Raw genomic sequence first — 26,410 nt, 5'->3', positions numbered from 1 at the left:
CATGCTTTGAACAACCAACTTCTTCGTGCAGTGCTTGCTGACCAAGAAGCGTGGGAATGGGCGACCTTCGAAGACGCACAGACATTGCCAGTTAGGTTTGCTGAGCCAGGAATGGTATTGGCGTAACAACCTAAGCGAATACAAAAAAAAACCGAAGCCTTGGCTTCGGTTTTTTTATGTGTGTTTCTTTTCGGCAACCCCTGACAATTGTCTCGCTTCTCGCTTCTCGCTTCTCGCTTCTCGCTTCTCGCTTCTCGCTTCTCGCTTCTCGCTTCTCGCTTCTCGCTTACTGCTCACCCTTATTAGATAACGCTGCAATCGCTTCTAAGCGCTTTTTCAGCTTATCGGGCACCATTTCCGCGACGGCTTTTAAATATTCGGCAGCGATAGGGCTCAGTGTTCGTGGTTCCGCTTTCTTTTTCTCTGCTGCTATTCGAATGTCTGATTTGGCGAGATCGGGGTTTACCTTTATCTCTATGGTCGACAGGGTGGGTAATGCTTCTCTGCGCAATGCAGAAAGCAGCATTTGCCTGTCGTAATTCAAACGTGTTGCCCAAGATGACGATCCGCACTCAAGGATCAAGGTACCGTCGCGATAGTTTGCAACGCGGCAATGTTTTGCCGACTGAGCGGGTAACAGATCTTTGATCTGCTCATTGAGTTTTGCGAGCGCGAGGGCGCGCTGACGCACTTGCCCTGAGGCGTTGTTTTCCAGCAAATCTAATGTGGATTTCGGTCTGTGATCTCGCATAACCATCTTGATATCTGCTTTTTCTTCTTTAAGGGTATCAGGGGAACGAAATAGACACCATGTTTGTGAAGTTTTATGCCCTTTTCACGGGTCTTTACTTGAAGTAAGCACGTCTTTCTCTGCTTGAATTGCATAGAAACTGCACGATGAATGATGCAGGAAATGAACAGGTTCTAATTTTTAGTATCAAAAAGGGTACGACCCGCATTACAGGTGGGATGACGTGTCGATATGGCTTATGATTATTCCCCGCGATCGATCATCACGATCTCGTTGCGTGATTAAATTATTAATAGGCCTTGAAATACTTTCCTGAAGGCACAAGATCATCGCTACAAATACGGTTTCTTTTTCGACAAAGATATCCGACAAAGAGTTCTGGCAGAGGACGTTGCTGACCTTTCTCTGCCGCGCAGCATCCCGGCTTTGGCTCTGACGCTAAAGCGTAAAAAATATGAGAGAAACGGCAAAGCCATGTTATCGAAATTAATTACTAAAGTAATCGGAAGCCGCAATGACCGCACACTGCGCCGTCTTCGCAAAGTTGTCAATGAAATCAACAAGCTTGAGCCACAGTTTGAAGCGTATGGTGACGATGAGCTAAAAGCGAAGACCGCTGAATTCCGTCAACGTATCGCGCAAGGCGAAGACCTTGATGTCATCCTGCCAGAAGCGTTTGCAACGGTTCGCGAAGCGTCTAAACGTGTCTATGGTATGCGCCACTTCGACATGCAAATGGTCGGTGGTATGGTCTTGAACAATGGTCAGATTGCAGAGATGCGTACTGGTGAAGGTAAAACACTGACCGCAACGCTCCCTGCTTATTTGCATGCACTGACAGGTAAAGGTGTTCACGTTGTTACCGTGAATGACTACTTGGCTAAGCGTGATGCAGAAACAAACCGTCCGCTATTTGAATTTCTCGACATGACCGTCGGTACTAACGTACCCAACATGGCGCCGCCAGAGAAAAAAGCTGCCTACCAAGCCGATATCCTTTACGGAACGAACAACGAATTTGGTTTCGATTACCTTCGCGACAACATGGCATTCCGTGCAGAAGACCGTGTGCAACGCGAGCGTTACTTTGCCGTGGTGGATGAAGTTGACTCCATCTTGATCGATGAAGCGCGCACGCCGCTGATCATTTCAGGCCCTGCAGAAGACAGTTCTGAAATGTATGCGCGCATTAACGCATTGATTCCTCAACTGGTTCGTCAAGACAAAGAAGACAGCGAAGAATATCGTGGTGACGGCCACTTCACCGTTGATGAGAAATCCAAACAAGCGCACTTGACCGAAACGGGCCAAGAGTTTGTTGAAGATCTTCTGAAGAAAAATGGCCTGATGGAAGAGAACGATACCCTGTACTCTCCAGCCAACATTTCTTTGCTGCACCATATTAATGCAGCACTTCGTGCTCACGTACTGTTCGAAAAAGACGTTGATTACATCGTTAAAGACGACGAAGTCATCATCGTTGATGAACACACTGGCCGTACGATGCCGGGGCGTCGTTGGTCTGAAGGCCTACACCAAGCGGTTGAAGCCAAAGAAGGCACGAAGATTCAGAACGAAAACCAAACGCTGGCTTCTATCACCTTCCAGAACTACTTCCGTCTCTACGACAAACTGTCAGGCATGACAGGTACTGCTGATACTGAAGCCTTCGAATTCCAGTCAATCTATGGTCTAGATACCGTTGTTATCCCAACCAACAAACCAATGGTTCGTGATGACATGGCAGATCAGGTCTACATGACTGAGCGCGAGAAGTTCAACGCCATTATTGAAGACATCAAAACACGCAGCGAGAAAGGTCAGCCTTCGCTTGTTGGTACTGTGTCGATTGAAAAATCAGAATTGCTGTCAAATGCACTGACCGAAGCGGGCGTAAAACACGCCGTATTGAACGCCAAATTCCACGCGCATGAAGCAGACATCATTGCTGAAGCGGGTTCTGCTGGTGCGGTTACCATTGCAACGAACATGGCAGGCCGTGGTACGGACATCGTATTGGGCGGTAGCTGGCAGACGGATGTTGCTAAGTTGGACAACCCAACAGAGCAACAAATCGAAGAGATCAAAACCAAGTGGCGTGAATCTCACGATGCTGTTAAAGCGGCGGGTGGTCTTCACATCATCGGTACAGAGCGTCATGAATCTCGTCGCATCGATAACCAGCTTCGTGGTCGTTCAGGCCGTCAGGGTGACCCTGGCTCAAGCCGTTTCTACCTATCAATGGAAGATTCACTGATGCGTATCTTCGCGTCTGAACGTGTGTCTAACATGATGAAGAAACTGGGTATGGAAGAAGGCGAAGCCATTGAGCACCCATGGGTGAACAAGGCCATTGAAAACGCCCAACGTAAAGTTGAAGGCCGTAACTTCGATATCCGTAAACAGCTTCTGGAATTCGATGACGTTGCCAATGACCAACGTAAAGTGGTGTATGAACTGCGTGATGAGTTGATGAATACCAATGACATCAGCGACATGATCGAGCAAAACCGCGAAGACGTGATTAACGATGTGATTGACCAATACATTCCACCTCAATCGCTAGACGAAATGTGGGACGTTGCGGGTCTTGAAGCGCGTTTGAAAGCAGACTTTGATGTGGAAATGGCACTTCAAGACTGGCTAGATAACGACGACAAGCTCTACGAAGAGCAGCTTCGTGAGCGTATTCTTAACACCATCGTTGATGTGTACAAATCCAAAGAAGCGGCAGTGGGTGAAGAAACCCTGCGTAACTTTGAAAAAGCGGTCATGTTGCAAACGCTGGATACGCTTTGGAAAGAACACTTGGCAGCCATGGATCACCTTCGCCAAGGTATCCACTTGCGTGGCTATGCGCAGAAGAACCCGAAACAAGAGTACAAGCGTGAGTCGTTTGAACTGTTTGAAGGCATGCTAGACGCATTGAAATCAGACGTTGTGACCACACTTAGCCGTGTGCGCGTTCAACAGCCTGAAGAAGTGGATCGCATGGAAGAGCAACGTCGTGCGCAAGCTGAAGCCGCTGCTCGTCACCAACAAGTCAGCCATGCTGATGCGGAAAACCAATTGGATGACAGCCATGAGCCAGAATCTGATACTGTGGTTCGCGGTGATCGCAAAGTGGGTCGTAACGAGCCGTGTCCTTGTGGTTCAGGCAAGAAATTCAAACAGTGCCACGGTAAGATCAGCTAACCACTGATTGAGGTATTGTTGGGGTTTACCCAAAATAAGAAAGGCCGCTGCTGCGGCCTTTTTCATGGAATAAGATTAGGCATAACATGGATAAAAAACGCATTCACATCGCGGCAGGTATCATTCTGAATCAAGACCGCAGTAAGATATTCATCACTCAGCGTCCAGCAAAAGCGCACAAAGGCGGCTTTTGGGAATTTGCGGGTGGTCAGGTTGAACAAGGTGAAACGGCAGAGCAAGCGGTTGTGCGTGAGCTGGAAGAAGAAGTCGGGATCGCAACAACAGATCTTGCGTTGCTTTGCTCATTAGCGCATGACTACCCAGACAAAGCGCTGACGTTTGATTTCTTTTTGATCAATGGGTTCACCGGTGAGCCTTTTGGAAAAGAAGGCCAACCCGGGCAATGGGTTGCGATCAGCGAGCTGTCGAACTTTACCTTTCCTGAAGCGAACGAACCTGTGTTAGCGAAGATCTTAGAAGTGTTGGGGTAACGCGATACTTTCCAAGAGGTATTAATCCATTCAAGGTGCGAGCGAAGATGTACATTGCTCTTTCTCGCCACTCGATTCTCTCATTCTGCTTTCCCTGCTTTCCCTGCTTTTACTGATTCTCTGACCAGCCATCGCTGTCAGACATATCAGGTGCACCTGCAATACGCTTCTCTTCTTCGGCCCACTCGCCTAAATCAATCAGCTGACAGCGCTTGCTGCAAAACGGGCGGTAAGGGCTTACGTCACCCCAGACAACAGGCAGTTTGCACTGAGGGCATTTTACGATGGTAGGGTTTTCTTGCTTCACAAGTTACCTCAAAGCATGGTTGATTGTGTTTAACAGACTGCCAGAGACAGCGACATGTTATCTGCGACGTTCTGGCTCTCATCAAACGGCATAAAGCGGATGGCGAACCGCGATTTATGGCCTGAGATTAATGGGAAGGCATTATAGTCTGGTGAAATCTTAATACGCAAAAGGCTCGCGCCTTCCACGTCTTGTTGAAGGAAGCCGTTTTTCACGGTCAGTGATTGCATTGCAGAACCGCCGCGGGTCAATCGTAGCCAAAATGACAATGCATTACTCAAAGGCTTTAACGACGATTGCCATTCAATGGCGTCAGCTTGGCAGTGTGCCAATGGCAAGTTCAGCCAATGGTGAAGTGCGGGTAAGTCAAAACTGCATGTGCCGCCTGGAATAGAAAAGCGCTGGCGAATCGATGAGAGAAATTTATCTTCTCGCAGCTTTTGTCCCAAGCGTGGCGCTTGCAACAGGGTTTGCTGGAATTGACGGCTCTCGCTCAGTAGTGCCATCAGCTGATCTTTATCAACCGCGGGTACATCTAGCCATGTTTGGAGTTTGGCGCGCTGTTTTTCAAGATCTTTGGCAAGATCGGCTTTGACCTGAACTTGTTCGAGGATCTCCATCAAATCGAAAATACTTTTGAAGAACAGCGTCGAATGGCCGCTTTCAGTGAAAGATTCAGATTGAGATATTTGAAGTAAGAGCTGTTCTAGGCGCAAATAGACGCGAACCTGTTCATTTAAGGGATGCTCGTAAAGGGTATCGCTGGTCATGATGATTCTCGTTGTTTCCCTGCTAACGCAACGTATTGACTGTGTAAGGCAGCAACCTGTGCGTTGAGTTCCTCATTGCTGCACTCATTTTCAACGACGTCGTCAGCAAAAGAAAGGCGTTCTTTTCGGGATGCTTGTGCTTTTAGGATATTTTTTACTTGAGTCTCATCGACGTTATCTCTTTGTGTCGTGCGTTCGATCTGTGTTTGCTCTGATACATCCACAACCAAAACACGGTCACAAAGGCTTTGCAGACCATTTTCGATAAGCAATGGCACCACAAGCATGCAATACGGAGAAGTGGCTTGCTGAGTTTGTCGTAGCATCTCTAGACGGATGGTGGGATGCAGTAATGCATTTAGCCACTCTTTCGCGTCTGGCGTCGAGAAGATGTAGGCTCTGAGCTTGGCGCGATCCAGCATGCCTTGTGCATCGAGAATGTCAGCGCCGAACTTATCGACAATGGCCGCTAAGCCTTCTGTGCCCGGCTCGACGACTTGTCGTGCAATGATGTCAGCATCGATCACATCAATGCCTCTGTCAGCAAACAGGTTTGCTACCGTGGTTTTCCCACTCCCGATGCCGCCCGTAAGCCCGATAACGAAAGCCATTTACATCCCTAGATACGAAGTCAGATACCAATCCACAATACTATTGCCCCAAAGCAGACTAATCCAGCCCGCAATGGCAAGGTAAGGGCCAAATGAGAAAGGTGTTTCTTTTCCTGTGCCTTTCACGCGCATCAGAATCAGGCCTGCAATTGCGCCAGTAAAAGACGCGACAAGAATAACGAAAGGCAGTTGTTGCCAGCCCAACCACGCGCCCAATGCGGCGAGTAATTTAAAGTCACCGTATCCCATCCCTTCTTTGCCCGTAAGAAGCTTAAAGAGCTGAAACACGCTCCACAGCGACAAATAGCCCGCCATTGCGCCAATCACGGCTTCTTCTAATGAGAGAGGGGAAATGCCAACAAGGGCAGCCAGTAAGCCTGCCCACATTAACGGCAGTGTCATTTGATCAGGCAGTAACATGGTATCGATATCGATAAAGCACAACGCGATAAGCACAAAGGTGAAACCTATCGCTGCAAGAGACCAATACGACCCCGGAATGAAGTAAGCGGTCAAGCCCACTATGACCGCGGTAAGCAACTCAACGAATGGGTAACGTGCGCTGATCTTGGTTTTACAATGTCGACACTTCCCCCCTAAGACTAACCAGCTTACTAGCGGTACGTTATCAATTGCTTTCACTGGCTGCTTACATGATGGGCAGTGGGAGCGCGGAATGCTGAGATTAAACGGTGCTAATTTTTCTGGCTTGGGAAATTCAGGAAAGCACTCATGACATTCTTCTTTCCACTGACGCTCAAGCATGATCGGAAAGCGATAAATCACTACGTTGAGAAAGCTGCCAACGATAAGTCCAAATACAGACGCGAGAAATACATACAGACTCGGGGAGTCGAACAGCCAATCCATCTTGAAATCCAATGTGAGTTTATGACGATATGATAACGGGTTGTGCGGCCTGTCTCTATCCTCTTATTCACTGAATTTAAACATCTATCGAATGCTTGTAGCGTTTACGTGAATAAGAGGACAGCAGGAGAGAAGGTTTAGCCCATGACGTTCATGAGATCGAACATAGGTAAATACATGGCAATGACCAAAGAGCCGATCAATAACCCCAATGTCACGATGATTAACGGTTCGAGGATTTTTCCGAGATTATCGACGGTGTTGTCCACATCCGCTTCGTAGATCACCGCCACTTTGTTGAGCATGTCATCCAATGCCCCCGATTCTTCCCCGATCATGACCATTTGAATCATCATGTCCGGAAAGGCGTTTGTTTCTTTGATGGCGCGGTGCAGAGGGCGTCCGCCTGCGGTTTGTTGGTGAACATGTTCGATAATATGAGTGAAATAGACGTTGTTGGTTGTTTTCCCCGCGGCGGCCAGCCCGCTTAGGAGGGGAATACCCGCGCTAAAGGTGGTTGCAAGTGTGCGGGTAAACCGCGACAAGGTCGCCTTGGTCAACACATCACCAATAACGGGAATATGCAGCGAGAACTTACTGACTTTCAGTTTAAACGCGTCGCTCTTGTTGTAACTGGCTTTGAATGCCAGCAATGACAACACTATGGCAAGAAAGAGGTAATGACCATAGTTCTGAAGCCCATCAGACACGCTGAGGACTTTCAACGTAAACCAAGGCAGCTCGGCATTGAAGGATGAGAATACATCTTTAAATTGCGGAATAACGAATACCAACATGCCAATGGTCACCAGCAGCGCAATCACGGAAACGATACCGGGATAGATCATGGCTTTGACCACTTTGGCGCGCGTGGCTTCGCTTTTCTCTCGATAAACGCAGATTCGTGCAAATATTTGCTCTAAGCGGCCGGTTTGCTCGCCCGTTGCTACAAGATCACAATAGAACTGATCAAACAGCGGTGAACTGTTTTTCATCGCCTGAGAGAGCGATGAACCTGCCTCGATGTGCTGGTAGATCTGATTGATGATCAGCCCTAATTCTGCTTTCTTGGCGCTCGATTTCAGCAGCTTCAGGGTTTCGGTGAGTGGCACACCCGTTTCCAACATGGTCGCCATTTGGCGGGTAAACAAGGTGATGTCTTTATGGTTGGCCGTATTACGACGTTTTACCCAAGATGACGGCGCACGCTGCTTGATTTTTTCGATGCGAATTTGTTGTGCAGCAAGCATGTTTCGCGCTTCGTCTTCACGATACGCCAATAACTGCCCTTTGACTTTTGCGCCTTTGCTTGTGTATCCACGCCAATGGTAGGCGCGAAGCTGCGCGGCTTTCTCGGCCATCAACTGTCCTTCTTATATGCTGATAACGCGTTGTAATTCACGTAAGCTCGTCACACCCGTATTGAGCTTTTCAATGCCTGAGGTTTGAAGCGTCGACATGCCGTTTTCGACGGCAAGGTTTTCCAATTCGGATGAACTCGCTCCTCTGCCAATCGCTTCGGCAATCTGGCGTGTGATGGGCATGACTTCATAAATACCGACACGCCCTATGTAGCCGTGGTTGCAATGGTCACACCCTTCAGGGCGCGCATCGAATACCTGATCCGCTTTCAGTGAGGGGTAGTGCTGCGCAAGGCTGAGCAGGCGGTGATCGTCATTGTCATGGGGCATTTTACAATGTTGGCAAAGTCGTCGAGCCAAGCGCTGCGCAATAATAAGCGACAACGACGAAGCAAGGTTATAGGTTGCCACCCCCATGTTGGCCAAGCGCGTGATGCTTTCCGCTGCAGAGTTGGTGTGCAAGGTTGAAAGCACCAAGTGGCCAGTTTGAGAGGCTTTAATGCCTATTTCTGCGGTTTCTAAATCGCGAATTTCCCCCACCATGACCACATCAGGATCTTGACGAAGAAATGCCCGTAATGCGGTCGCGAACGACAGGCTAATGTCATTGTTTACGCTGACTTGGTTAATGCCGGGAAGGTTAATTTCTACTGGGTCTTCGGCGGTGGAGATATTGCGCTCTGGCGTATTGAGGTACTTCAAACCTGTATACAGGGACACGGTTTTCCCACTGCCTGTTGGCCCCGTCATCAAGATCATGCCCTGAGGTCTATCCAGCGCGGTCAGGTAATCGCGTTTTTGCTGTTCATTATAACCAAGTGCTTCGATGTCTAGCGCGACGCTGCCCCCATCCAAAATTCGAAGCACGACTTTTTCACCAAACAGCGTCGGCAGCGTCGAGACACGCATATCAATCGAACGTCCGTCGCCCAAGGTGAGTTTCATGCGGCCATCCAGCGGAATACGACGCTCTGCGATGTTGAGCTTAGCCAGAATCTTTAAACGCGTAGAGAGTCGGCGAGAGATACCCGCAGGCGGTGAACTGTGCAGTTGCAATATGCCATCAAGTCGAAAGCGAATTTGGTAGCTGTGCTCAAAGGGTTCGAAGTGAATATCCGACGCTTGTTTACGCACGGCATCTAACAACACTTGCTGGATGTAACGGCTGACAGGTGCGTCGTCATTAAGCGCAGCATCTGATTCTTCGTTGTCATCAAGCACCGCAAGGGAGGCCAAATCATCATCAGAGACGGATTGCGAATCGGATTGATTGCTGGAGATGTGTTTGCCATAAAGCTTGCGAATGGCACCGGTGAGTTGCTGGTGGTCAACGAGAACGGGCTTTATTTGATAACCTGTGGCGAAGCGGAAGTCGTCTTGCAGATCTAAATCTGTAGGGTCGCTAATTGCCAGTGAAAGAACAGCATTATTGATTTCAAGAGGCAGCGCTTGATGGCGAAGAATGAGGTCTGAGTTGTTTATTGATTCACAGGTGGTTTCATACTGGAAGTTGTGTATCGATGAAACAGGTTCCGCAAATAATTTACTCAGGATGGTTAGCAGCTCTTCACTGGTAAAAATATTAGCAGTCATGAGTGCAGTTGGCGCAGACATTTGATTCTGCGCCAGCTCACGGGTTACCGCTTCCATCTGTACCTTACTGAGATAGTCAGCGCGGAACAGAATGGGAAGGAGGTTAGTGTTCATTTAGCCTTCAGCTGCAGGGCCTTGACAGCCTTCAACTTCTACGTCCGCATTTCTTGGGTTCAAGCATGTCCATACACCTGTATCTGCATTTCGAGTTAATGAAAATACATCTCCAGCTACTACTGGGTCCGCGTCAGGATCGTCACCAAGTGTAATGGTTAACGCACCACCTGTTGAATCTGCAACTGGAGTTGAAGTGATTTCTGGCGCATCACCTAACGTTGCAAATGTGGCAGCAGTCGGGAAGTCATTGCCTTCTTGAATATGCACTTCAACAATGGTGCGCATGTTTTTTAAACTAGCAATCGTGGCGATGGTTTCGCTTTTGGTTTGGTAGTTTTGATACGCCGGCACAGCAATCGCTGTTAGTGCACCAATAATCCCTACAACAATCAATAGCTCGATCAAGCTAAAGCCTTTTTGCTTTTTCATTTTGAATCCTCTTCGTTATGCATCTAGGTGCGTTTGAGTGGTGTCAAAATACGACTAATAAAAACAGGGGGATAGAGGGAGGTGAGCGAGTTTCGAGTAAAGGTTCAGTTTACATGCAACAGTACTGTAAACTCTTGCAATTCCTGTGATTTTAGGGTCAAAAAAAGCAGGCAAATGCCTGCTCTATCAATAAGAAATGCCTTTAATTCAAGGCGCTACTTCAAACGCATTGAGAGGTCCATCGCACGGATATGTTTGGTGAGTGCACCGACGGAAATGAAATCGACACCCGTTTCAGCGTATTCTCTCAGTGTGTCTAGCGTTACGTTGCCGGATACTTCCAATGCAATGCGGCCTTGGTTGAGCGCCACGGCGTCGCGCATCATGTCTGTGGTGAAATTATCCAACATCACAATGTCTGCACCCGCATCAATCGCTTGCTGCAATTCGTCTAAGCTCTCGGTTTCAACTTCCACAGGCTTTCCTGGGTTAAGCTGTTTTGCGGTTTGCACGGCTTGTTGAATACCGCCACAGGCAATGATGTGGTTCTCTTTTATTAAGTACGCATCATAAACACCGATACGGTGGTTGTAGCCACCGCCGCATGACACGGCATATTTCAGCGCGTTGCGCAGGCCAGGAATGGTTTTGCGTGTATCTAACAGGCGTGTCTTTGTGCCGACGAGCTTTTCGACATAGGTTGCTGTTTCTGTCGCACAACCCGAGAGGGTTTGGATGAAGTTCATGGCGTTGCGCTCACCTGTGAGCAGCGTACGGGCAGGGCCGTCTAATTCACACAAGACTTGGTTAGGTGCAACCTTGTCGCCATCTTTCACTTTCCATGAAATAGACACCTGATTGCCCAATTGACGGAACACCTCGTCAGCAAACAACTGACCACAGAAAACGCCATGCTCGCGCGTGATGATGGTGGCGGTTGCCATTGAATTTGCTGGGATCAAGCTGGCGGTAATGTCTTGGTCTGCATCCAATACGCCACCAAGGTCTTCTTTTAGTGCATCGCTCACACAACGCACAACATCATGTTTCAAATGTTCTTTTAATAGAGAGAGACGTGCGTGGCTATCGTGGATATGCGGTGTGTTCTGGTGTTCAGACATGGTGGTTCCATCACGGTTTGAGTCAAAGTGTGTTCAGGCAATGCCTGACGCAATTGGCTGCAAGTTTACATGGCACAGATCAAGAATGCGAGGAGAGGCAGATGCAGATCTTTTAGCCATTTCTCTCTTTATTAGATGCGCTGGCAGATATGCAGGTGTGAACAAGGCTTGAAGGAAAGATTGTCGGTTGGCGTTTTTAGAAAAGAGATCGTGGCCTTTGTCATGGGGGAACGGCAAGAAATCGGCTAACATAATCGCATCCTCGTGATTACAAAACGATAAACGCTATGCTGACGATTTCAGATCACCGCATTGACGGTGCAACCTTTCTTCCTTCTCCTCACTGTAATGAGCGTCCCGAATGTAATGATGTTTCATTGTTGGTTATTCACAACATTAGTTTGCCGCCAGGTGAGTTTGGTGGCCCTTACATCACACAATTTTTTCAAGGTGAGCTAACCTCAAAGGCGCATCCATTTTTCGACGAAATTCGCGGTATGCAAGTGTCTGCGCATTGCTTGATCCGAAGGGATGGCAGTGTGATTCAATTTGTCCCTTTTGATAAAAGGGCATGGCATGCGGGTGTGTCTTGTTTTGAAGGGCGCGAGCAGTGCAACGATTTTTCGATTGGTATTGAACTTGAAGGGACAGATGATCTTCCTTACACCGATGCGCAATACCAAACACTGAGTGCGGTGACGGACGCGATTATCCAGGCTTATCCCGCCATCAATATGGCAAGAATTGCGGGCCATGATGAGATTGCACCGGGGAGAAAAACCGACCCTGGACGTGCGTTTAATTGGTCTAAATTCAGAGCGCTGGTCAGTCCACTTAAAACATCGTAATTCTTGTAACGTACTGATATGTATGGTTGCAATCGTGATTTCTTTCCGAGAAGAATGTGCCTCGAAGGTTTTCCCTTCGTGATAAAAATGTGATTAAATTAAATGGTCTGACCATTGCGACCCCGCACGCTTTTAATGCGCCCAACATCTGACTGTAATTTCTATGACGCAAATCAAGTTTACGGTAGACACTTGAGTCACTTAACGGTAAACTTTTAGGTGTTTGGTTATTGGTCTTACCAATTTACAAAGACCAATATTTGGGACAGGACGCGCAGGAATTCCGGCGCCACAAAATAAAGAATAACAATGGCTATACAACGGATCCGTCAACCCAAACTATCAGATGTTATCGAGAAAGAGCTTGAGAGCTTGATTTTGGAAGGGACGCTATCTCCGGGACAAAAACTGCCCCCTGAAAGAGAGTTAGCAAAACAATTTGATGTTTCCCGCCCGTCAGTTCGTGAAGCTATTCAGCGTTTAGAAGCCAAGAAACTGCTGAACCGCAAACAAGGTGGAGGCACCTTTGTTAGCGAGCGTTTATGGCAACGTTTTTCTGAACCTTTGATTGAATTGCTCGCGGAGCACCCTGAATCCCAATTGGATTTACTGGAGTCTCGTCACGCGTTGGAAGGCATTTCTTCCTACTTCGCGGCGCTACGGGGCACAGATGAAGATTTAACTCGAGTGTGCAAGTGTCACGATAACATTCGAGAAGCTCAGCAACTGGGTGATATAGAAGCCGAAGCCAGTGCCGTCATGAAGTATTTGATTGCGGTGACTGAGGCATCACACAACGTGGTTCTGCTGCACATTATGCGCAGTTTGGCCCCCTTGCTTGAGCAAAATATTTTACAAAACTTTGAATTACTCAATCGTCGTGTAGATGTGGTTGAGAAGGTGAGTAAACACAGAGCTAACATTGTGCAGGCGATAACTGCTGGGGAACCTGAACAGGCCCGTCAGGCATCACATGCGCATTTAGCTTTTATTGAGGAAACTTTGCTAGATTTGGGTCGAGAGGCCAGCCGCCGAGAGCGCTCGCTTCGCCGAATTCAGCAACGCAAGGACGAGTTGGAATAACGCTTCCTGACAGCTCATTTACGTATTAGAGCTGTCAGGATGCGTTTTTTTCAGCTGCGACAACATTAGTTTTGTACGAATCAATCAACGAAAGGATAGATCGCCATGTCTGAAGTCATGAAAAATGACGTGGACGCACTTGAAACTCAAGAGTGGTTAGACGCTCTTGCATCAGTCGTCCGTGAAGAAGGTGTAGAGCGTGCCCAGTTCCTACTTGAAGAAGTGATGGAAAAGGCGCGTCTTGATGGTGTTGATATGCCAACAGGCATCACCACCAACTACGTAAATACCATCCCTGCGGATAAAGAACCTGCATACCCTGGTGATGTAAACCTGGAACGTCGCATTCGTTCTATCATTCGTTGGAACGCGATCATGATCGTGTTGCGCGCCTCTAAGAAAGATTTGGATCTGGGTGGCCACATGGCGTCATACCAGTCTGCATCTGCTTTCTATGAAGTTTGTTTTAACCATTTCTTCCGCGCACCTAACGAGGTGGATGGCGGTGATTTGGTTTACTACCAAGGCCACATCTCTCCGGGTATTTACTCGCGTGCGTTTGTTGAAGGTCGCTTGACTGAAGAGCAACTGGATAACTTCCGCCAAGAAGTCGATGGCAAAGGTATTCCTTCATACCCACACCCTAAATTGATGCCTGAATTCTGGCAGTTCCCTACCGTTTCTATGGGTCTGGGTCCTATCTCTGCTATCTATCAAGCTCGCTTCCTGAAATACCTGGAAGGCCGTGGCATGAAAGAAACTGGCGCGCAACGCGTTTACGCGTTCTTGGGCGACGGTGAAATGGATGAGCCAGAATCACGTGGTGCGATTTCTTTCGCTGCACGTGAAAAACTGAGCAACCTCTGTTTCCTCATCAACTGTAACCTTCAGCGTCTAGATGGCCCAGTAATGGGTAACGGCAAGATCATCCAAGAGTTGGAAGGTCTGTTCAAAGGTGCTGGCTGGAATGTTGTGAAAGTGGTTTGGGGCAGTGGCTGGGATAAACTTCTGGCAAAAGACACCACAGGTAAACTTCTTCAGCTAATGAACGAAACTATCGACGGTGACTACCAAACATTCAAATCTAAAGATGGCGCTTACGTGCGTGAGCACTTCTTTGGTAAGTACCCAGAAACAGCAGCACTTGTTGCAGACATGACTGACGAAGAGATCTTCGCGCTGAAACGCGGTGGTCACGAGTCTTCTAAACTGTTTGCCGCATTCAAAAATGCACAAGACACTCAAGACCGTCCAACGGTGATCCTAGCGAAAACTGTAAAAGGTTACGGCATGGGTGAAGCGGCGGAAGGTAAAAACATTGCGCACCAGGTGAAGAAAATGGACATGACGCATGTTCAGCACCTGCGTGATCGTCTTGGCCTGCAAGATCTTGTTTCTGACGAAGAAATGAAAGCACTTCCATATTTGAAATTGGAAGAAGGTTCACCTGAATACAATTACATGCACGCGCGTCGTAACGCTCTGCATGGCTACACGCCACAGCGTCTGCCTAAGTTCACCGAAGAATTGGCTATTCCTGAAGTGGAAGAGTTTAAGCCTCTGCTTGATGAGCAAAAGCGTGACATCTCTACCACCATGGCGTTTGTTCGTACGCTGAACATCTTGCTTAAGAATAAGGGCATTGGTAAGAACATCGTTCCTATCATTGCGGACGAAGCACGTACTTTCGGTATGGAAGGTTTGTTCCGTCAAATCGGTATCTACTGTCCTCATGGCCAGAACTACACCCCAGAAGACCGTGGTGTTGTTTCTTACTACAAAGAAGCAACGTCAGGTCAGGTACTGCAAGAAGGTATCAACGAACTGGGCGCAATGTCGTCTTGGGTTGCAGCTGCTACTTCTTACAGCACTAACAACTTGCCGATGATCCCGTTCTACATCTACTACTCAATGTTCGGCTTCCAACGTGTGGGCGACATGGCGTGGATGGCGGGTGACCAACAAGCACGTGGCTTCCTGTTGGGTGCAACGGCAGGCCGTACAACCCTGAACGGTGAAGGTCTACAGCACGAAGATGGTCACAGTCACATTCAGGCAAACACTGTCCCTAACTGTATTTCTTACGACCCGACGTTCGCGTACGAGTTGGCGGTAATCATGCAAGACGGTATCCGTCGCATGTACGGTCCAGAACAAGAGAACGTGTTCTACTACCTAACTCTGATGAATGAGAATTACGCAATGCCAGCAATGCCAGAAGGCGCTGAAGAAGGCATTCGTAAGGGTATCTACAAACTTGAGTCTTACGCTGGTGCGAACAAAGTTCAGTTGATGAGCTCGGGTACCATCATGAACGAAGTGCGTAAAGCCGCTCAAATTCTGAGTGAGGAATACGGCGTGGCGTCTGATGTTTACTCTGTGACCTCGTTCAACGAGCTAACACGTGAAGGTCAAGATGCTGAGCGTTTCAACATGTTGAACCCAGCAGCAGAGGCAAAAGTGCCTTACATCACGCAAGTGATGGGTTCTGAACCAGCAATCGCTGCGACTGACTACATGAAGAACTACGCAGAACAAGTGCGTGCGTTCATGCCTTCTGAGTCTTTCAAAGTGCTGGGTACTGATGGCTTCGGTCGTTCAGACAGCCGTGAGAATCTGCGTCGTCACTTCGAAGTGAACGCAGGCTACGTTGTTGTTGCTGCACTAAGCGAGCTAGCAAAACGTGGTGATATCGAGAAATCTGTCGTGGTTGAAGCGATTCAGAAATTCGATATCGATACTCAGAAAGTGAACCCACTGTACGCGTAAGAGGCAGAAATCAATGGCAATCGAAATTAATGTTCCAGACATCGGTGCCGATGAGGTTGAAGTAACAGAAATCCTCGTCAGCGTTGGTGACAAAGTTGAAGAAGAGCAGTCGCTGATCACCGTTGAAGGTGACAAAGCGTCAATGGAAGTACCCGCATCACAAGCGGGTGTGGTGAAAGAAATCAAAATCGCTGAAGGCGACACGGTTTCTACTGGCTCTCTGATCATGATCTTTGAAGCGGAAGGCGCAGCTGCTCCAGCACCAGTGGCAGAAGCACCTGCTGCAGCGGCGCCGGCTGCTGCACCTGCGGCCGCTGAACTGAAAGAAGTTCACGTTCCTGATATCGGTGGTGACGAAGTTGAAGTTACCGAAATCATGGTTGCGGTTGGCGACAGCATTGAAGAAGAGCAATCTCTTCTGACCGTTGAAGGCGACAAAGCGTCAATGGAAGTGCCTGCACCGTTTGCTGGCGTATTGAAAGAAATCAAAGTAGCAGCGGGCGATAAAGTATCGACGGGCTCATTGATCATGGTCTTCGAAATCGCGGGTTCTGGCGCTGCGCCTGTAGCTGCAGCTCCTGCAGCTCAAGCACCTGCGGCGGCACCAGCAGCGTCTGCTGCGAAAGAAGTGCACGTTCCTGATATCGGCGGCGACGAAGTAGAAGTCACTGAAATCATGGTTGCGGTTGGCGATAGCATTGAAGAAGAGCAATCTTTGATCACTGTTGAAGGTGATAAGGCGTCCATGGAAGTGCCTGCACCGTTTGCTGGCGTACTGAAAGAAATCAAAATCGCTGCTGGCGACAAAGTGTCTACGGGCTCTTTGATCATGGTCTTCGAAGTGGCAGGCACGCCTGTTGCGGGTGCAGCACCGGCTGCTCCTGTTGCTGCGGCACCTGCTCCAGCAGCAGCGCCAGCAAAAGCAGCGACTCCTGCACCAGCGGCTCAAGCTGCACCTGCCGCCGCTGATTTCGTTGAAAACAACGAATATGCACATGCATCTCCAGTCGTTCGTCGTCTGGCGCGTGAGTTTGGCGTTAACCTCTCTAAGGTGAAGGGTTCTGGTCGTAAGAGCCGTATCCAGAAAGAAGACGTTCAAAACTACGTGAAAGAAGCGCTTAAGCGTCTTGAGTCTGGCGCAGCAGCGTCTGCTTCAGGCAAAGGCGATGGCGCAGCACTTGGTTTGCTACCTTGGCCGAAAGTTGATTTCAGTAAGTTTGGTGAGACTGAAACCAAGCCGCTATCTCGCATCAAGAAGATTTCTGGCGCTAACCTGCACCGTAACTGGGTAATGATCCCGCATGTTACACAGTGGGATAACGCAGACATCACTGAGCTTGAAGCTTTCCGTAAAGAGCAAAATGCGGTTGAAGCGAAGAAAGACACTGGCATGAAGATCACCCCATTGGTGTTCATCATGAAAGCCGCTGCAAAAGCACTTGAAGCATTCCCTTCATTCAACTCTTCTCTGTCGGATGACGGTGAGAGCTTGATCTTGAAGAAATACGTGAACATCGGTATCGCGGTGGATACACCAAATGGCTTGGTTGTTCCTGTATTCCGTGACGTTAACAAGAAAGGCATCTACGAGTTGTCGGCTGAGCTAATGGAAGTGTCTAAGAAGGCACGTTCAGGCAAGCTAACAGCATCTGATATGCAGGGCGGCTGCTTTACTATCTCTAGCCTAGGTGGCTTGGGTGGTACTGCGTTTACCCCAATTGTTAATGCTCCAGAAGTTGGCATCTTGGGCGTATCTAAATCGGAAATGAAACCGGTTTGGAATGGTAAGGACTTCGTTCCTCGCCTTATGTTGCCGCTGTCATTGTCATACGACCACCGTGTTGTTGATGGTGCAGAAGGCGCACGTTTTATTACTTACTTGAACGAGTGTCTTTCTGACATTCGCCGTCTAGTACTGTAAGACGACACCCAGTCAGTGCCTGCCTGCATATGGCAGGTACTGATTTGATGTATAGCTCACAGGCTATGGGTTTTTATTTTTCAGCTTGTTAACACAGTTGTAAAATGTCAGACCAATAATGTGACTCCCTAAGGGGAGACATATCGTGAAACACTATTGTTCCGCTATAAAAATAAACTCTTAGCCTGTCAGGGATATAAGACTACAACGAGGTCAGAATGAGTAAAGAAATCAAAACCCAAGTCGTGGTACTGGGTTCAGGTCCCGCTGGTTATTCAGCCGCTTTCCGTTGCGCAGACTTGGGTCTGGAAACTGTTCTGGTAGAAAAATACAGCACGCTAGGCGGTGTATGCCTAAACGTGGGCTGTATCCCATCGAAAGCCCTACTCCACGTTGCTAAAGTGATTGAAGAAGCTAAAGCAATGGCTGAACACGGTGTTGTCTTTGGCGAGCCAACAACAGACATCGATAAGATTCGTGTTTGGAAAGACAAAGTTGTCACCCAACTTACTGGCGGTCTTGGCGGTATGGCTAAGATGCGTAAAGTGAGTGTGGTTAACGGTTACGGTAAATTTACTGGCCCGAACACCATCGTTGTTGAAGGCGCTGATGGCCCAACAACCATCACCTTTGACAATGCAATCATTGCGGCGGGTTCTCGTCCAATCGAATTGCCATTCATCCCGCATGAAGATCCACGCATCTGGGATTCAACTGACGCACTAGAGCTGAAAGAAGTTCCAGAGAAGCTGTTGGTAATGGGCGGCGGTATTATCGGCCTAGAAATGGCTACCGTATATGACGCACTGGGTTCACAAATCGACGTGGTTGAAATGTTTGACCAAGTTATCCCAGCAGCCGACAAAGACATTGTAAAAGTCTTCACTAAGCGTATCAGCAAGAAGTTTAACTTGATGCTTGAAACCAAAGTGACTGCGGTTGAAGCGAAAGAAGACGGCATCTACGTAACGATGGAAGGCAAAAAAGCACCTGCTGAGCCAACACGTTACGATGCAGTACTGGTTGCGATTGGTCGTGTACCAAACGGTAAGCTTCTGGATGCAGAAAAAGCAGGCGTTGAAGTTGATGAGCGTGGCTTTATCAACGTTGATAAACAACTGCGTACTAACGTTGCTCACATCCACGCGATTGGCGACGTTGTTGGTCAACCAATGCTTGCGCACAAAGGTGTGCATGAAGGTCACGTAGCGGCAGAAGTGATTTCTGGTAAGAAACACTACTTCGATCCTAAAGTGATTCCTTCAATTGCGTACACTGAGCCAGAAGTTGCCTGGGTTGGTAAGACCGAGAAAGAAGCGAAAGCAGAAGGCCTTAACTACGAAGTTGCTACCTTCCCGTGGGCTGCTTCTGGTCGTGCAATCGCTTCTGACTGTTCAGACGGTATGACGAAGATGATTTTCGACAAAGACACTCACCGCGTAATCGGTGGTGCGGTTGTCGGTACTAACGGTGGTGAACTGCTAGGTGAAATCGGTCTAGCTATCGAGATGGGTTGTGATGCGGAAGATATCGCATTGACTATCCACGCTCACCCAACGCTGCACGAATCAGTAGGTCTTGCTGCTGAAGTGTTTGAAGGTTCAATTACTGACCTACCAAACGCAAAAGCGATGAAGAAGAAAAAGTAATTCTTCTGACTGTTTAGTATGAAAAGCGCCTCTTTTTAGAGGCGTTTTTTTATGTCTGAAAGGTAAGGAATTGTTCCAGGGCGAAACGTTTGAATAAGTAGGAATCCAGATCAATAAAATACATCGTTCTTTTTGACTTTAAGGCGAGAAATAAGCGTAAATACAGAGGATTTATCGATGTTTCCTGACATCTTTATTTTGCGGGCAATATGCATCTGATTTTATTTTTGCTGCATGAATGTTTTTCTGGTGCCGAGCCTGAAAATACGAACAACCGCCATTCATTCGTGGTGAAAGCGTTTCTTGTAAGAACCTCTTCTCGACTCCGTTTTTCTGTCTTTTTCTGAATTATCTTTCAATCGCATATGAGGGAAGTCATGCGCTTGCTTAATCAATTGTCATTTCGAACAAAACTATTTTTACCACTCACTTTTGTCTGCACGGTATTCATTGCTGTTTTGGCATTGTCTTATCAGACATTTGAGCGTCAAGTTATGCTCAATGAAACGCTTAACGCGAAAATTCGCCCAACATTAGAGAACGTCGAAGATGCTTACCGCGATCTTTATCAAGTGTTGGGGAGCTTAGAAGGTTTGCTGGCAAAAGGCGTTACCGCAGAGATTGTTGAAAAACAGCAATTTGAATTCTATGACAATGCACCTAAAGCGCTGCCAAGAATGCAATCATTCCAAACACTGATTGACGCTAACCTTGTTGATCAACGCTTTCAAATGGATCTGAATCGTTTGACCAATAACACTCAGGCTTGGATTGATGATATTGAATCTATCATTTTGACGCCGAGTACTGCTGTTCAAGTTTATAAGTCTCAATATGGTTCATTAGAACGTGATTTTGGTGTGCTGAGAAAAGACATTAAGACACTGACGAAAGCCATCAATAGTTCATCAGAAACGGTATCTGCAGACATTAAAGCGTCAACAATCCGCGCTGAACGCTTGATTGTTGGCGGTTCCATCGTTGCGGTGTTGTTGGCTGTTTTTGGTAGCCTGATCTTAGTACGTTTTCTGTTAGCACCGATCAATGAAATGGGGAATGCGCTGAATGATATCGCGTCTGGAGATGGTGATTTAACACAGCGTTTAACTGTTCGTTCTGACGATGAAATTGGCCAGTTGGGGTATTCCTTTAATTTGTTTGTCGACAAAATCCAAACCAGCATTAAAGGTGTTGTTGACGCTGCAAATCATCTACGCCTTCAAACAGAGCAAATTGAATCAGCCATCCGCAACAGCGTGTCAGATTCTGAAGGCCAGCAACGTGAGAGTGATTTGATTGCCACCGCGGTGCAGGAAATGAGTGCGAGTAGCATGCAAGTGAGCCAAAACGCGGGTGATGCTGCCAATGCTACGAAGAGTGCGACGAAAGAAGTGAGCTCTGCACAAAATAGCATCGCTGATACCGTGGGGGCGATGTCAGGCTTGCGTACGCGTATCGACCAATCCCAAGATATGATCACTGCGTTAAACAAGGATGTAGAGCGTATCGCGTCAATCATTGGTGTTATTCGCGGCATTGCAGAGCAAACCAATTTGTTGGCGCTGAATGCGGCCATTGAAGCTGCGCGTGCGGGTGAACAAGGCAGAGGTTTCGCCGTGGTTGCTGATGAAGTGCGTGTATTAGCCAATAAGACGCAACAGAGCACAGAAGAAATCCAAGACATGATTGCGCGTTTAGAAGAAGGAACGCAAAAAGCAGTGTTGTCGATGAATGAAAGCACAGAGGCGAGCAATGAAACCGTGGTTCGCGTTCAGCAAACGTCTGAATACCTCGATGGGGTGTCGAACATGATCATTACCATTAATGACATGAACACCCAGATTGCAGCGGCATCCTCGCAACAGAATACGGTCTCGGAAGAAATTAACCGTAACATCCACGGTATTGTGGAGAACGGCGCAAGCATTTTCCAAAACCTTGGCAGCGTTCAACATGCCTGTCAGGAGCTGGCAGCGAAGAGTCGTCAGCTTGACCAAGTCGTGAGTGGTTTCCGCGTATAGCGTGGAAATGGACTGTCCAGTAGACATAAAAAAACGCCTCTATAGAGGCGTTTTTTCGTTTCATTAAACGTGTATACCCAGGCGCGGTATTTATAGCGTAAAGCGTTTGACCAAGGTATCAAGGGCATTGGACAACTCACGCAATTCAGCACTGGCGCGCGCCATGTGTTCGGCGGTGTCAGCGGTGTTTTGGGTGGTCTCGTTAATGTCTTCAATGTTGCGGTTGATGTCTGCCACCACGGTGGATTGTTCTTCGGTTGCGGTCGCGACTTGCGTGTTGATGTCGGAAATCCGCACGATCTGATCGTTGATCTGCGCTAAGGCGGCAGAGGCGTTTTCAGACGCATGTGCGCCTTCAACCGTGAGAGATTGGCTGGTTTCCATCGCGTCGACGGCGTTTTGCGCTTCTTGTTGAAGCTTGTCGATCATGGTTTGGATCTCATTGGTTGATTCCGCTGTGCGGCTAGCAAGGCTGCGCACTTCATCGGCAACAACCGCAAAGCCTCGACCTTGCTCACCCGCGCGAGCCGCTTCAATGGCCGCGTTTAACGCCAATAAGTTTGTCTGCTCGGACACACCACGGATCACATCCAAAATACCGCCAATGTGCTGAGTATTATCGGCAAGGCTGCGGATGATCTCTGCCATGCCGTTCATGTCTGTCGCGAGTTGATTAATGGTGCGATGGGCTGATGCCACCACGTCTTGGCCAACCGCTGTTTCGTTAGCTGCATGGTTTGCAGAATCGGCTGCGTGTGCCGCATTGCCCGCTATCTCATTAACGGTCGCTCCCATTTGGTTAATGGCGGCAACAACTTGCAAGGTTCTGTCGCGCTGAGAAAGGCTATTGTCTTGCGTGGTTTTTGCATGTTCAGCAACGGAATTCGCTGAATGACTGAGCGAATCACTGGTGGTTGCAACGTCGCTCACAACGCTGTGGATCTTGCTGACAAAACCGTTAAAGCCTTGTGCTAATTGACCGATTTCATCCTGGCTAGAGGCATCCAGGCGCTGACGTAGATCGCCATCACCATCACCGAGAGCGCGGAATACTTTCGCAAGATCTGAAATAGGACGGGTGATGGTGGAGGCAAGAAACACAGCGCCAACTGCAAATAGCGCACAAACAATGATGGAGATAATGATGAGTTGCTGCGCGGTATTGGTGAGTTCGTCGTACACCTCACCTGATGGCACTTCTGCGACAACAAACCAATTAAGAGAAGGAATGTAGCTAGAGGCCAGCAACACATCACGTTCTTTTGTTTTGGTGAACACCAAGTTGAAATCACGTTGATTTAACAAGGATTGGATATTTCCTTGATACATTTGTGAGAGGTTAGTGCCACCCATGTGTTGTGCGTTTCGATGGAGTTGGACTTTTCCATCTGGCGACACCATGTAGACAAAGCCGCTTTGTTCAATTTTAAACTGGTTGAGAAACTGCACCATGTTGTCCATTGAGCGTGATAAGCCCGCAAGCGTCGCACCGCTAAGATCTTGGTAGTTCACGAAAAGCTTCAGGTCACCGTTGTCTTCTCTGTAAACACTGGTTGTACGGGCTTTTCCGCTATTCACGAGTTTGAAAAACCAGGAACTGTCTTCGGGCTTTAATTGGCGTAAAAAACCATCTTGGTTCCAGTAGTCGCCTGTTTTGCGGTTCGCCAATGACGCATCCGTGAGCTGGTATTGTCGTTTTAATGCCACGAGTGTTGCGACGATTTCTTGCTTGCTTTGTGGTTCTGCATCTTCTGTGACGGCAGCAATCGTGAGTGGATTGTTTGCTAATTGTTCTGCTGCTGATGTAAGTTGTTGAACAGATTGTTCTACTTCATTTCGGATGTTTGAGAGCAGAATAGGAAGTTCATTGTCGAGTAAGCGGTGCTCTACCATTGCGTGTGCTTTGGTCAAGCTTTGATAACTGATGATGGCCGTGGAAGCGATAACTGCGGTGATCATCGCCATGATGAGCTTTTGTTTAATGGTTAACTGCATGGAGTTCGTACTTCTTCCGTTGCGCCGCTGATTGTTGCGGATGTGACTTTTGCGCTTAAAACATCAAATTTGCAAGGCAGCAGAAATGTTAATAAGGCTTATTGCAGGCAGGTTGGTAACTGCAGTACTGGTTGTGTCGGCAGTACTGTCCAGTTCTTTAGTGATCGCACAAGAAAAGTCTTCTCGACCAACCGTTGGATTGGTGCTTGGCGGCGGCGGTGCAAAAGGCGCTGCCCATGTTGGTGTACTTAAAGCACTGGAAGACATGAAAATTCCTGTCGATTACATCGCGGGAACCAGTATGGGCGCGTATGTAGGTGGCCTGTATGCCGCGGGCATGAGTGCGGGCGAAATTGAAGCCATGATGGAATCCATTGATTGGAACGCGGGCTATCAAGATCGCGTTTATCGTGGTGATCGTCGCGTGAGAGAAAAAGCGCACGAAGACAAATACAACATTTCCACCAACCTTGGGTTTGACTTTAAAAGCCTCAAAACGCCACAAGGGATCGTGCAAGGCCAAAACATGATCCGCATTCTTCGTGATTCCACGGGGAACATGCCCGCATTTTCTACCTTTGATAACCTTGTGATCCCTTTTCGCGCGGTGGCGACAGACATTGAGCAATTGGTGCCCGTGGTGATTGGTGATGGCCAGTTAACCGAAGCCATGCTTGCCAGTATGTCTGTGCCTGGCGCGCTGCCCCCTGTTGAGCTTAACGGGGCATTCTTGGTTGATGGCGGTGCCGTGAACAACATGCCCGTCGATGTTGCTAAAGCATTGGGCGCTGACATTGTCATTGCCGTCGATATCAGTACCGATTACAGCCCAGCAGAAGAGCTGGGGTCGTATTTATCGGTGATGAATCAGTTGGTGAACTTCATGGTGCGTAACAGTACCCGCCAACAGATCGCCAATATGTCGGATGATGATGTGTTGCTGACCCCTGATGTTGGTGACATGGAGACCACTGAATTTGACCGAATGCCTGAAGCATTTGATGAAGGTTACTCCATTACGCTCCAGTCAAAAGACAAGCTTGCAGGCTTGGTGATGACTTCTGGCGAATACCAAGAATACATCGAGCAAAAACAGCTTCGCCGTCGCACACTGCGCTACGGTGATCAGATGGCAGTAGACCGTATCATCCTCAATAACGACACCAGTTTTGCGGATGAAGTGCTAGAGAAACGCCTCGCGCTTGAACCTGGGCAAATGGATTCCAAACTGCTTGAGCAATCGGTGCAAAATCTCTATGCGTTAGATCGCTTTGAAACCGTGCGCTACCACCTAGAAAGCATTGGTAAAGAAACCGTGCTGGTTGTGGATGTGAAAGAGAAAAGCTGGGGGCCAAACTTCATCGATTTCCGCTTTGCCATTGAAGATAACTTTGACTCTCAAACTGACATGTCGGTGGGGTTGAGTATTAATACCACGGGTATATCTGATTACGGTGCAGAACTGCGTACAACCATTGAAGGTGGTAATGACCGATTAGTGCAATCGGAGTTGTACCTGCCGTATACCGCAGACCAACAATTCTTTACCACGTTACGCGGCGCGTATGAAGTGAGAGATCGTGTGAGCTTCGGCGGTGAGCCTACCATTGAAAATTCAGGTATCCGTGCCAATGTCAGACGAAGTGAATGGCAGGGGGAAGTCTCGTTCGGTTGGCAGCCTCAATTGTGGAGTGAGTTTAAAGTCGGCTATCAGTATGTCGATGGGGAAGAGAACTTACTCGGCAACTTCAATGAAACGGCGTATACGCGATCCATTCCGTATGTGTCAGTGACGTTAGATACCTTGGATAACCATGTTTTTCCAAGCTCTGGCAGCTTCTTTGAAACCTCCTTTGGTTTTAACAGAGACACTGCCATCAATAAAACGTCCGGATCGTTTGATGAGCAGAAAGCTCATTCAACGCAATTTGATATCGAAGCATTGCATGCGTCGAGTTGGGGGAAACACACGGTCTATGGCAAATTGCGTTATGGCGAATTGCACCATGAAATTGATGGATTCGTTATTGCACCCAAGGAGCTCGGTGGCTTCTTGAACCTTTCTGGTGTACCGAAGAATTCGCTGTCTGGTAATAACTTGGCCTTTGGTGCCATGGTGTATCGCTACCGATTGCTTGATAACGATTTTGGCCTGTTCCAATCGCCTGTATATATCGGCGCCTCATTGGAATACGGCGGAGTGTGGAATGACCCAGATTTTTCACTCAAAAATGTACCGCTTTATGCTGCGGGAAGTATATTTGCTGGGATCGACTCCCCATTGGGGCCTATTATCGCCGCGTATGGCCGTACGGAAAGTGACCATGACGCAGTGTACCTAATTGTCGGATCGCCCTTTTAAAATGTTAACCAGACGCGGTCACAGGCCGCATCTTGTTTATGAAGTTGATGTTTCATCCCATGGCCGTAATTTAAAATTTGGTTAAAAAGTGATAACATAACCGCCTCGTCATGCAGGGCACTCTGGAAGATAACGCATCCCTACAC

At 48.1% G+C, this 26,410-nt stretch carries 19 protein-coding genes and 1 pseudogene; 10 read left to right on the top strand and 10 right to left on the bottom strand.

All coding sequences use genetic code 11. The features are described from left to right. Nucleotides 1-126 (top strand): annotated as a pseudogene (gene lpxC / locus BM082_RS20895) (UDP-3-O-acyl-N-acetylglucosamine deacetylase); the annotation flags it as partial. Between the two features lie 160 nt (nt 127-286). Here lpxC and BM082_RS20890 read toward each other — a convergent pair. Next, complete coding sequence (locus BM082_RS20890; RefSeq protein WP_026024937.1) at nt 287-751, bottom strand: DUF721 domain-containing protein; 465 nt, start codon at nt 749-751, stop codon at nt 287-289. A gap of 474 nt (nt 752-1,225) precedes the next feature. On the opposite strand from BM082_RS20890, the gene secA reads away from it, so the two are divergent. Both secA and mutT read left to right on the top strand, forming a co-directional pair. Next, nucleotides 1,226-3,946, top strand: a complete 2,721-nt coding sequence (gene secA, locus BM082_RS20885; RefSeq protein WP_017008189.1) for a preprotein translocase subunit SecA — start codon at nt 1,226-1,228, stop codon at nt 3,944-3,946. 86 nt (nt 3,947-4,032) lie between these two features. Then, nucleotides 4,033-4,437, top strand: coding sequence for an 8-oxo-dGTP diphosphatase MutT (gene mutT, locus BM082_RS20880; RefSeq protein WP_017015888.1), 405 nt, complete (start codon nt 4,033-4,035; stop codon nt 4,435-4,437). A gap of 109 nt (nt 4,438-4,546) precedes the next feature. Here the strand turns inward: mutT and yacG are convergent, their stop codons facing one another. From yacG to nadC, 8 genes are all read right to left on the bottom strand, one after another. Continuing rightward, a complete protein-coding gene (yacG, locus tag BM082_RS20875; RefSeq protein ID WP_017014330.1) occupies nt 4,547-4,744 on the bottom strand; it encodes a DNA gyrase inhibitor YacG in 198 nt (65 codons plus the stop codon). Between the two features lie 29 nt (nt 4,745-4,773). Then, nucleotides 4,774-5,514, bottom strand: coding sequence for a cell division protein ZapD (zapD, locus tag BM082_RS20870; RefSeq protein WP_017014329.1), 741 nt, complete (start codon nt 5,512-5,514; stop codon nt 4,774-4,776). Further along, on the bottom strand, nt 5,511-6,125 hold the full coding sequence (gene coaE / locus BM082_RS20865; protein ID WP_017014328.1) for a dephospho-CoA kinase: 615 nt from the start codon (nt 6,123-6,125) through the stop codon (nt 5,511-5,513). Before coaE ends, zapD begins: the two co-directional genes overlap by 4 nt. Beyond that, the gene (locus BM082_RS20860; protein WP_017008194.1) at nt 6,126-6,995 is read right to left on the bottom strand and encodes a prepilin peptidase; all 870 of its coding nucleotides are present in this window, start codon (nt 6,993-6,995) and stop codon (nt 6,126-6,128) included. Between the two features lie 137 nt (nt 6,996-7,132). After that, on the bottom strand, nt 7,133-8,356 hold the full coding sequence (locus BM082_RS20855) for a type II secretion system F family protein (protein ID WP_074928465.1): 1,224 nt from the start codon (nt 8,354-8,356) through the stop codon (nt 7,133-7,135). A gap of 12 nt (nt 8,357-8,368) precedes the next feature. After that, on the bottom strand, nt 8,369-10,063 hold the full coding sequence (gene pilB / locus BM082_RS20850; RefSeq protein ID WP_074928463.1) for a type IV-A pilus assembly ATPase PilB: 1,695 nt from the start codon (nt 10,061-10,063) through the stop codon (nt 8,369-8,371). Continuing rightward, on the bottom strand, nt 10,064-10,495 hold the full coding sequence (locus BM082_RS20845) for a pilin (protein WP_074928461.1): 432 nt from the start codon (nt 10,493-10,495) through the stop codon (nt 10,064-10,066). Nucleotides 10,496-10,710: 215 nt separating this feature from the next. Then, nucleotides 10,711-11,616, bottom strand: a complete 906-nt coding sequence (gene nadC, locus BM082_RS20840; protein ID WP_074928459.1) for a carboxylating nicotinate-nucleotide diphosphorylase — start codon at nt 11,614-11,616, stop codon at nt 10,711-10,713. A 287-nt stretch (nt 11,617-11,903) separates the two neighbouring features. On the opposite strand from nadC, the gene ampD reads away from it, so the two are divergent. The 6 genes from ampD to BM082_RS20805 all read left to right on the top strand — a co-directional run bounded on the left by ampD (nt 11,904) and on the right by BM082_RS20805 (nt 21,907). Further along, complete coding sequence (gene ampD / locus BM082_RS20830) at nt 11,904-12,464, top strand: 1,6-anhydro-N-acetylmuramyl-L-alanine amidase AmpD (RefSeq protein ID WP_017014322.1); 561 nt, start codon at nt 11,904-11,906, stop codon at nt 12,462-12,464. 309 nt (nt 12,465-12,773) lie between these two features. Next, entirely contained in the window at nt 12,774-13,547 is a 774-nt protein-coding gene (pdhR, locus tag BM082_RS20825) for a pyruvate dehydrogenase complex transcriptional repressor PdhR (protein WP_017008201.1), read from the top strand. A gap of 105 nt (nt 13,548-13,652) precedes the next feature. Continuing rightward, the gene (aceE, locus tag BM082_RS20820) at nt 13,653-16,316 is read left to right on the top strand and encodes a pyruvate dehydrogenase (acetyl-transferring), homodimeric type (protein ID WP_017015885.1); all 2,664 of its coding nucleotides are present in this window, start codon (nt 13,653-13,655) and stop codon (nt 16,314-16,316) included. A gap of 13 nt (nt 16,317-16,329) precedes the next feature. Further along, nucleotides 16,330-18,237 carry a pyruvate dehydrogenase complex dihydrolipoyllysine-residue acetyltransferase gene (gene aceF, locus BM082_RS20815; protein WP_074928456.1) on the top strand — a complete coding sequence of 636 codons (1,908 nt, stop codon included), beginning with the start codon at nt 16,330-16,332 and terminating at the stop codon, nt 18,235-18,237. Between the two features lie 218 nt (nt 18,238-18,455). Then, nucleotides 18,456-19,886 (top strand): dihydrolipoyl dehydrogenase, encoded by a 1,431-nt coding sequence (gene lpdA / locus BM082_RS20810; protein ID WP_017009888.1) that lies wholly within the window; start codon nt 18,456-18,458, stop codon nt 19,884-19,886. A gap of 377 nt (nt 19,887-20,263) precedes the next feature. After that, nucleotides 20,264-21,907 carry a methyl-accepting chemotaxis protein gene (locus BM082_RS20805; protein ID WP_017014318.1) on the top strand — a complete coding sequence of 548 codons (1,644 nt, stop codon included), beginning with the start codon at nt 20,264-20,266 and terminating at the stop codon, nt 21,905-21,907. A 90-nt stretch (nt 21,908-21,997) separates the two neighbouring features. On the opposite strand, the gene BM082_RS20800 is transcribed toward BM082_RS20805, so the two are convergent. Further along, the gene (locus BM082_RS20800) at nt 21,998-23,902 is read right to left on the bottom strand and encodes a methyl-accepting chemotaxis protein (protein ID WP_074928454.1); all 1,905 of its coding nucleotides are present in this window, start codon (nt 23,900-23,902) and stop codon (nt 21,998-22,000) included. A gap of 85 nt (nt 23,903-23,987) precedes the next feature. On the opposite strand from BM082_RS20800, the gene BM082_RS20795 reads away from it, so the two are divergent. After that, nucleotides 23,988-26,264, top strand: coding sequence for a patatin-like phospholipase family protein (locus BM082_RS20795; RefSeq protein WP_074928452.1), 2,277 nt, complete (start codon nt 23,988-23,990; stop codon nt 26,262-26,264). Nucleotides 26,265-26,410: the final 146 nt, after the last annotated feature.

The sequence above is a fragment of the Enterovibrio norvegicus DSM 15893 genome (assembly GCF_900115495.1).
GTDB classification, from domain to species: Bacteria; Pseudomonadota; Gammaproteobacteria; order Enterobacterales; family Vibrionaceae; genus Enterovibrio; species Enterovibrio norvegicus.
This window is presented reverse-complemented; position numbering and strand designations above follow the sequence as displayed.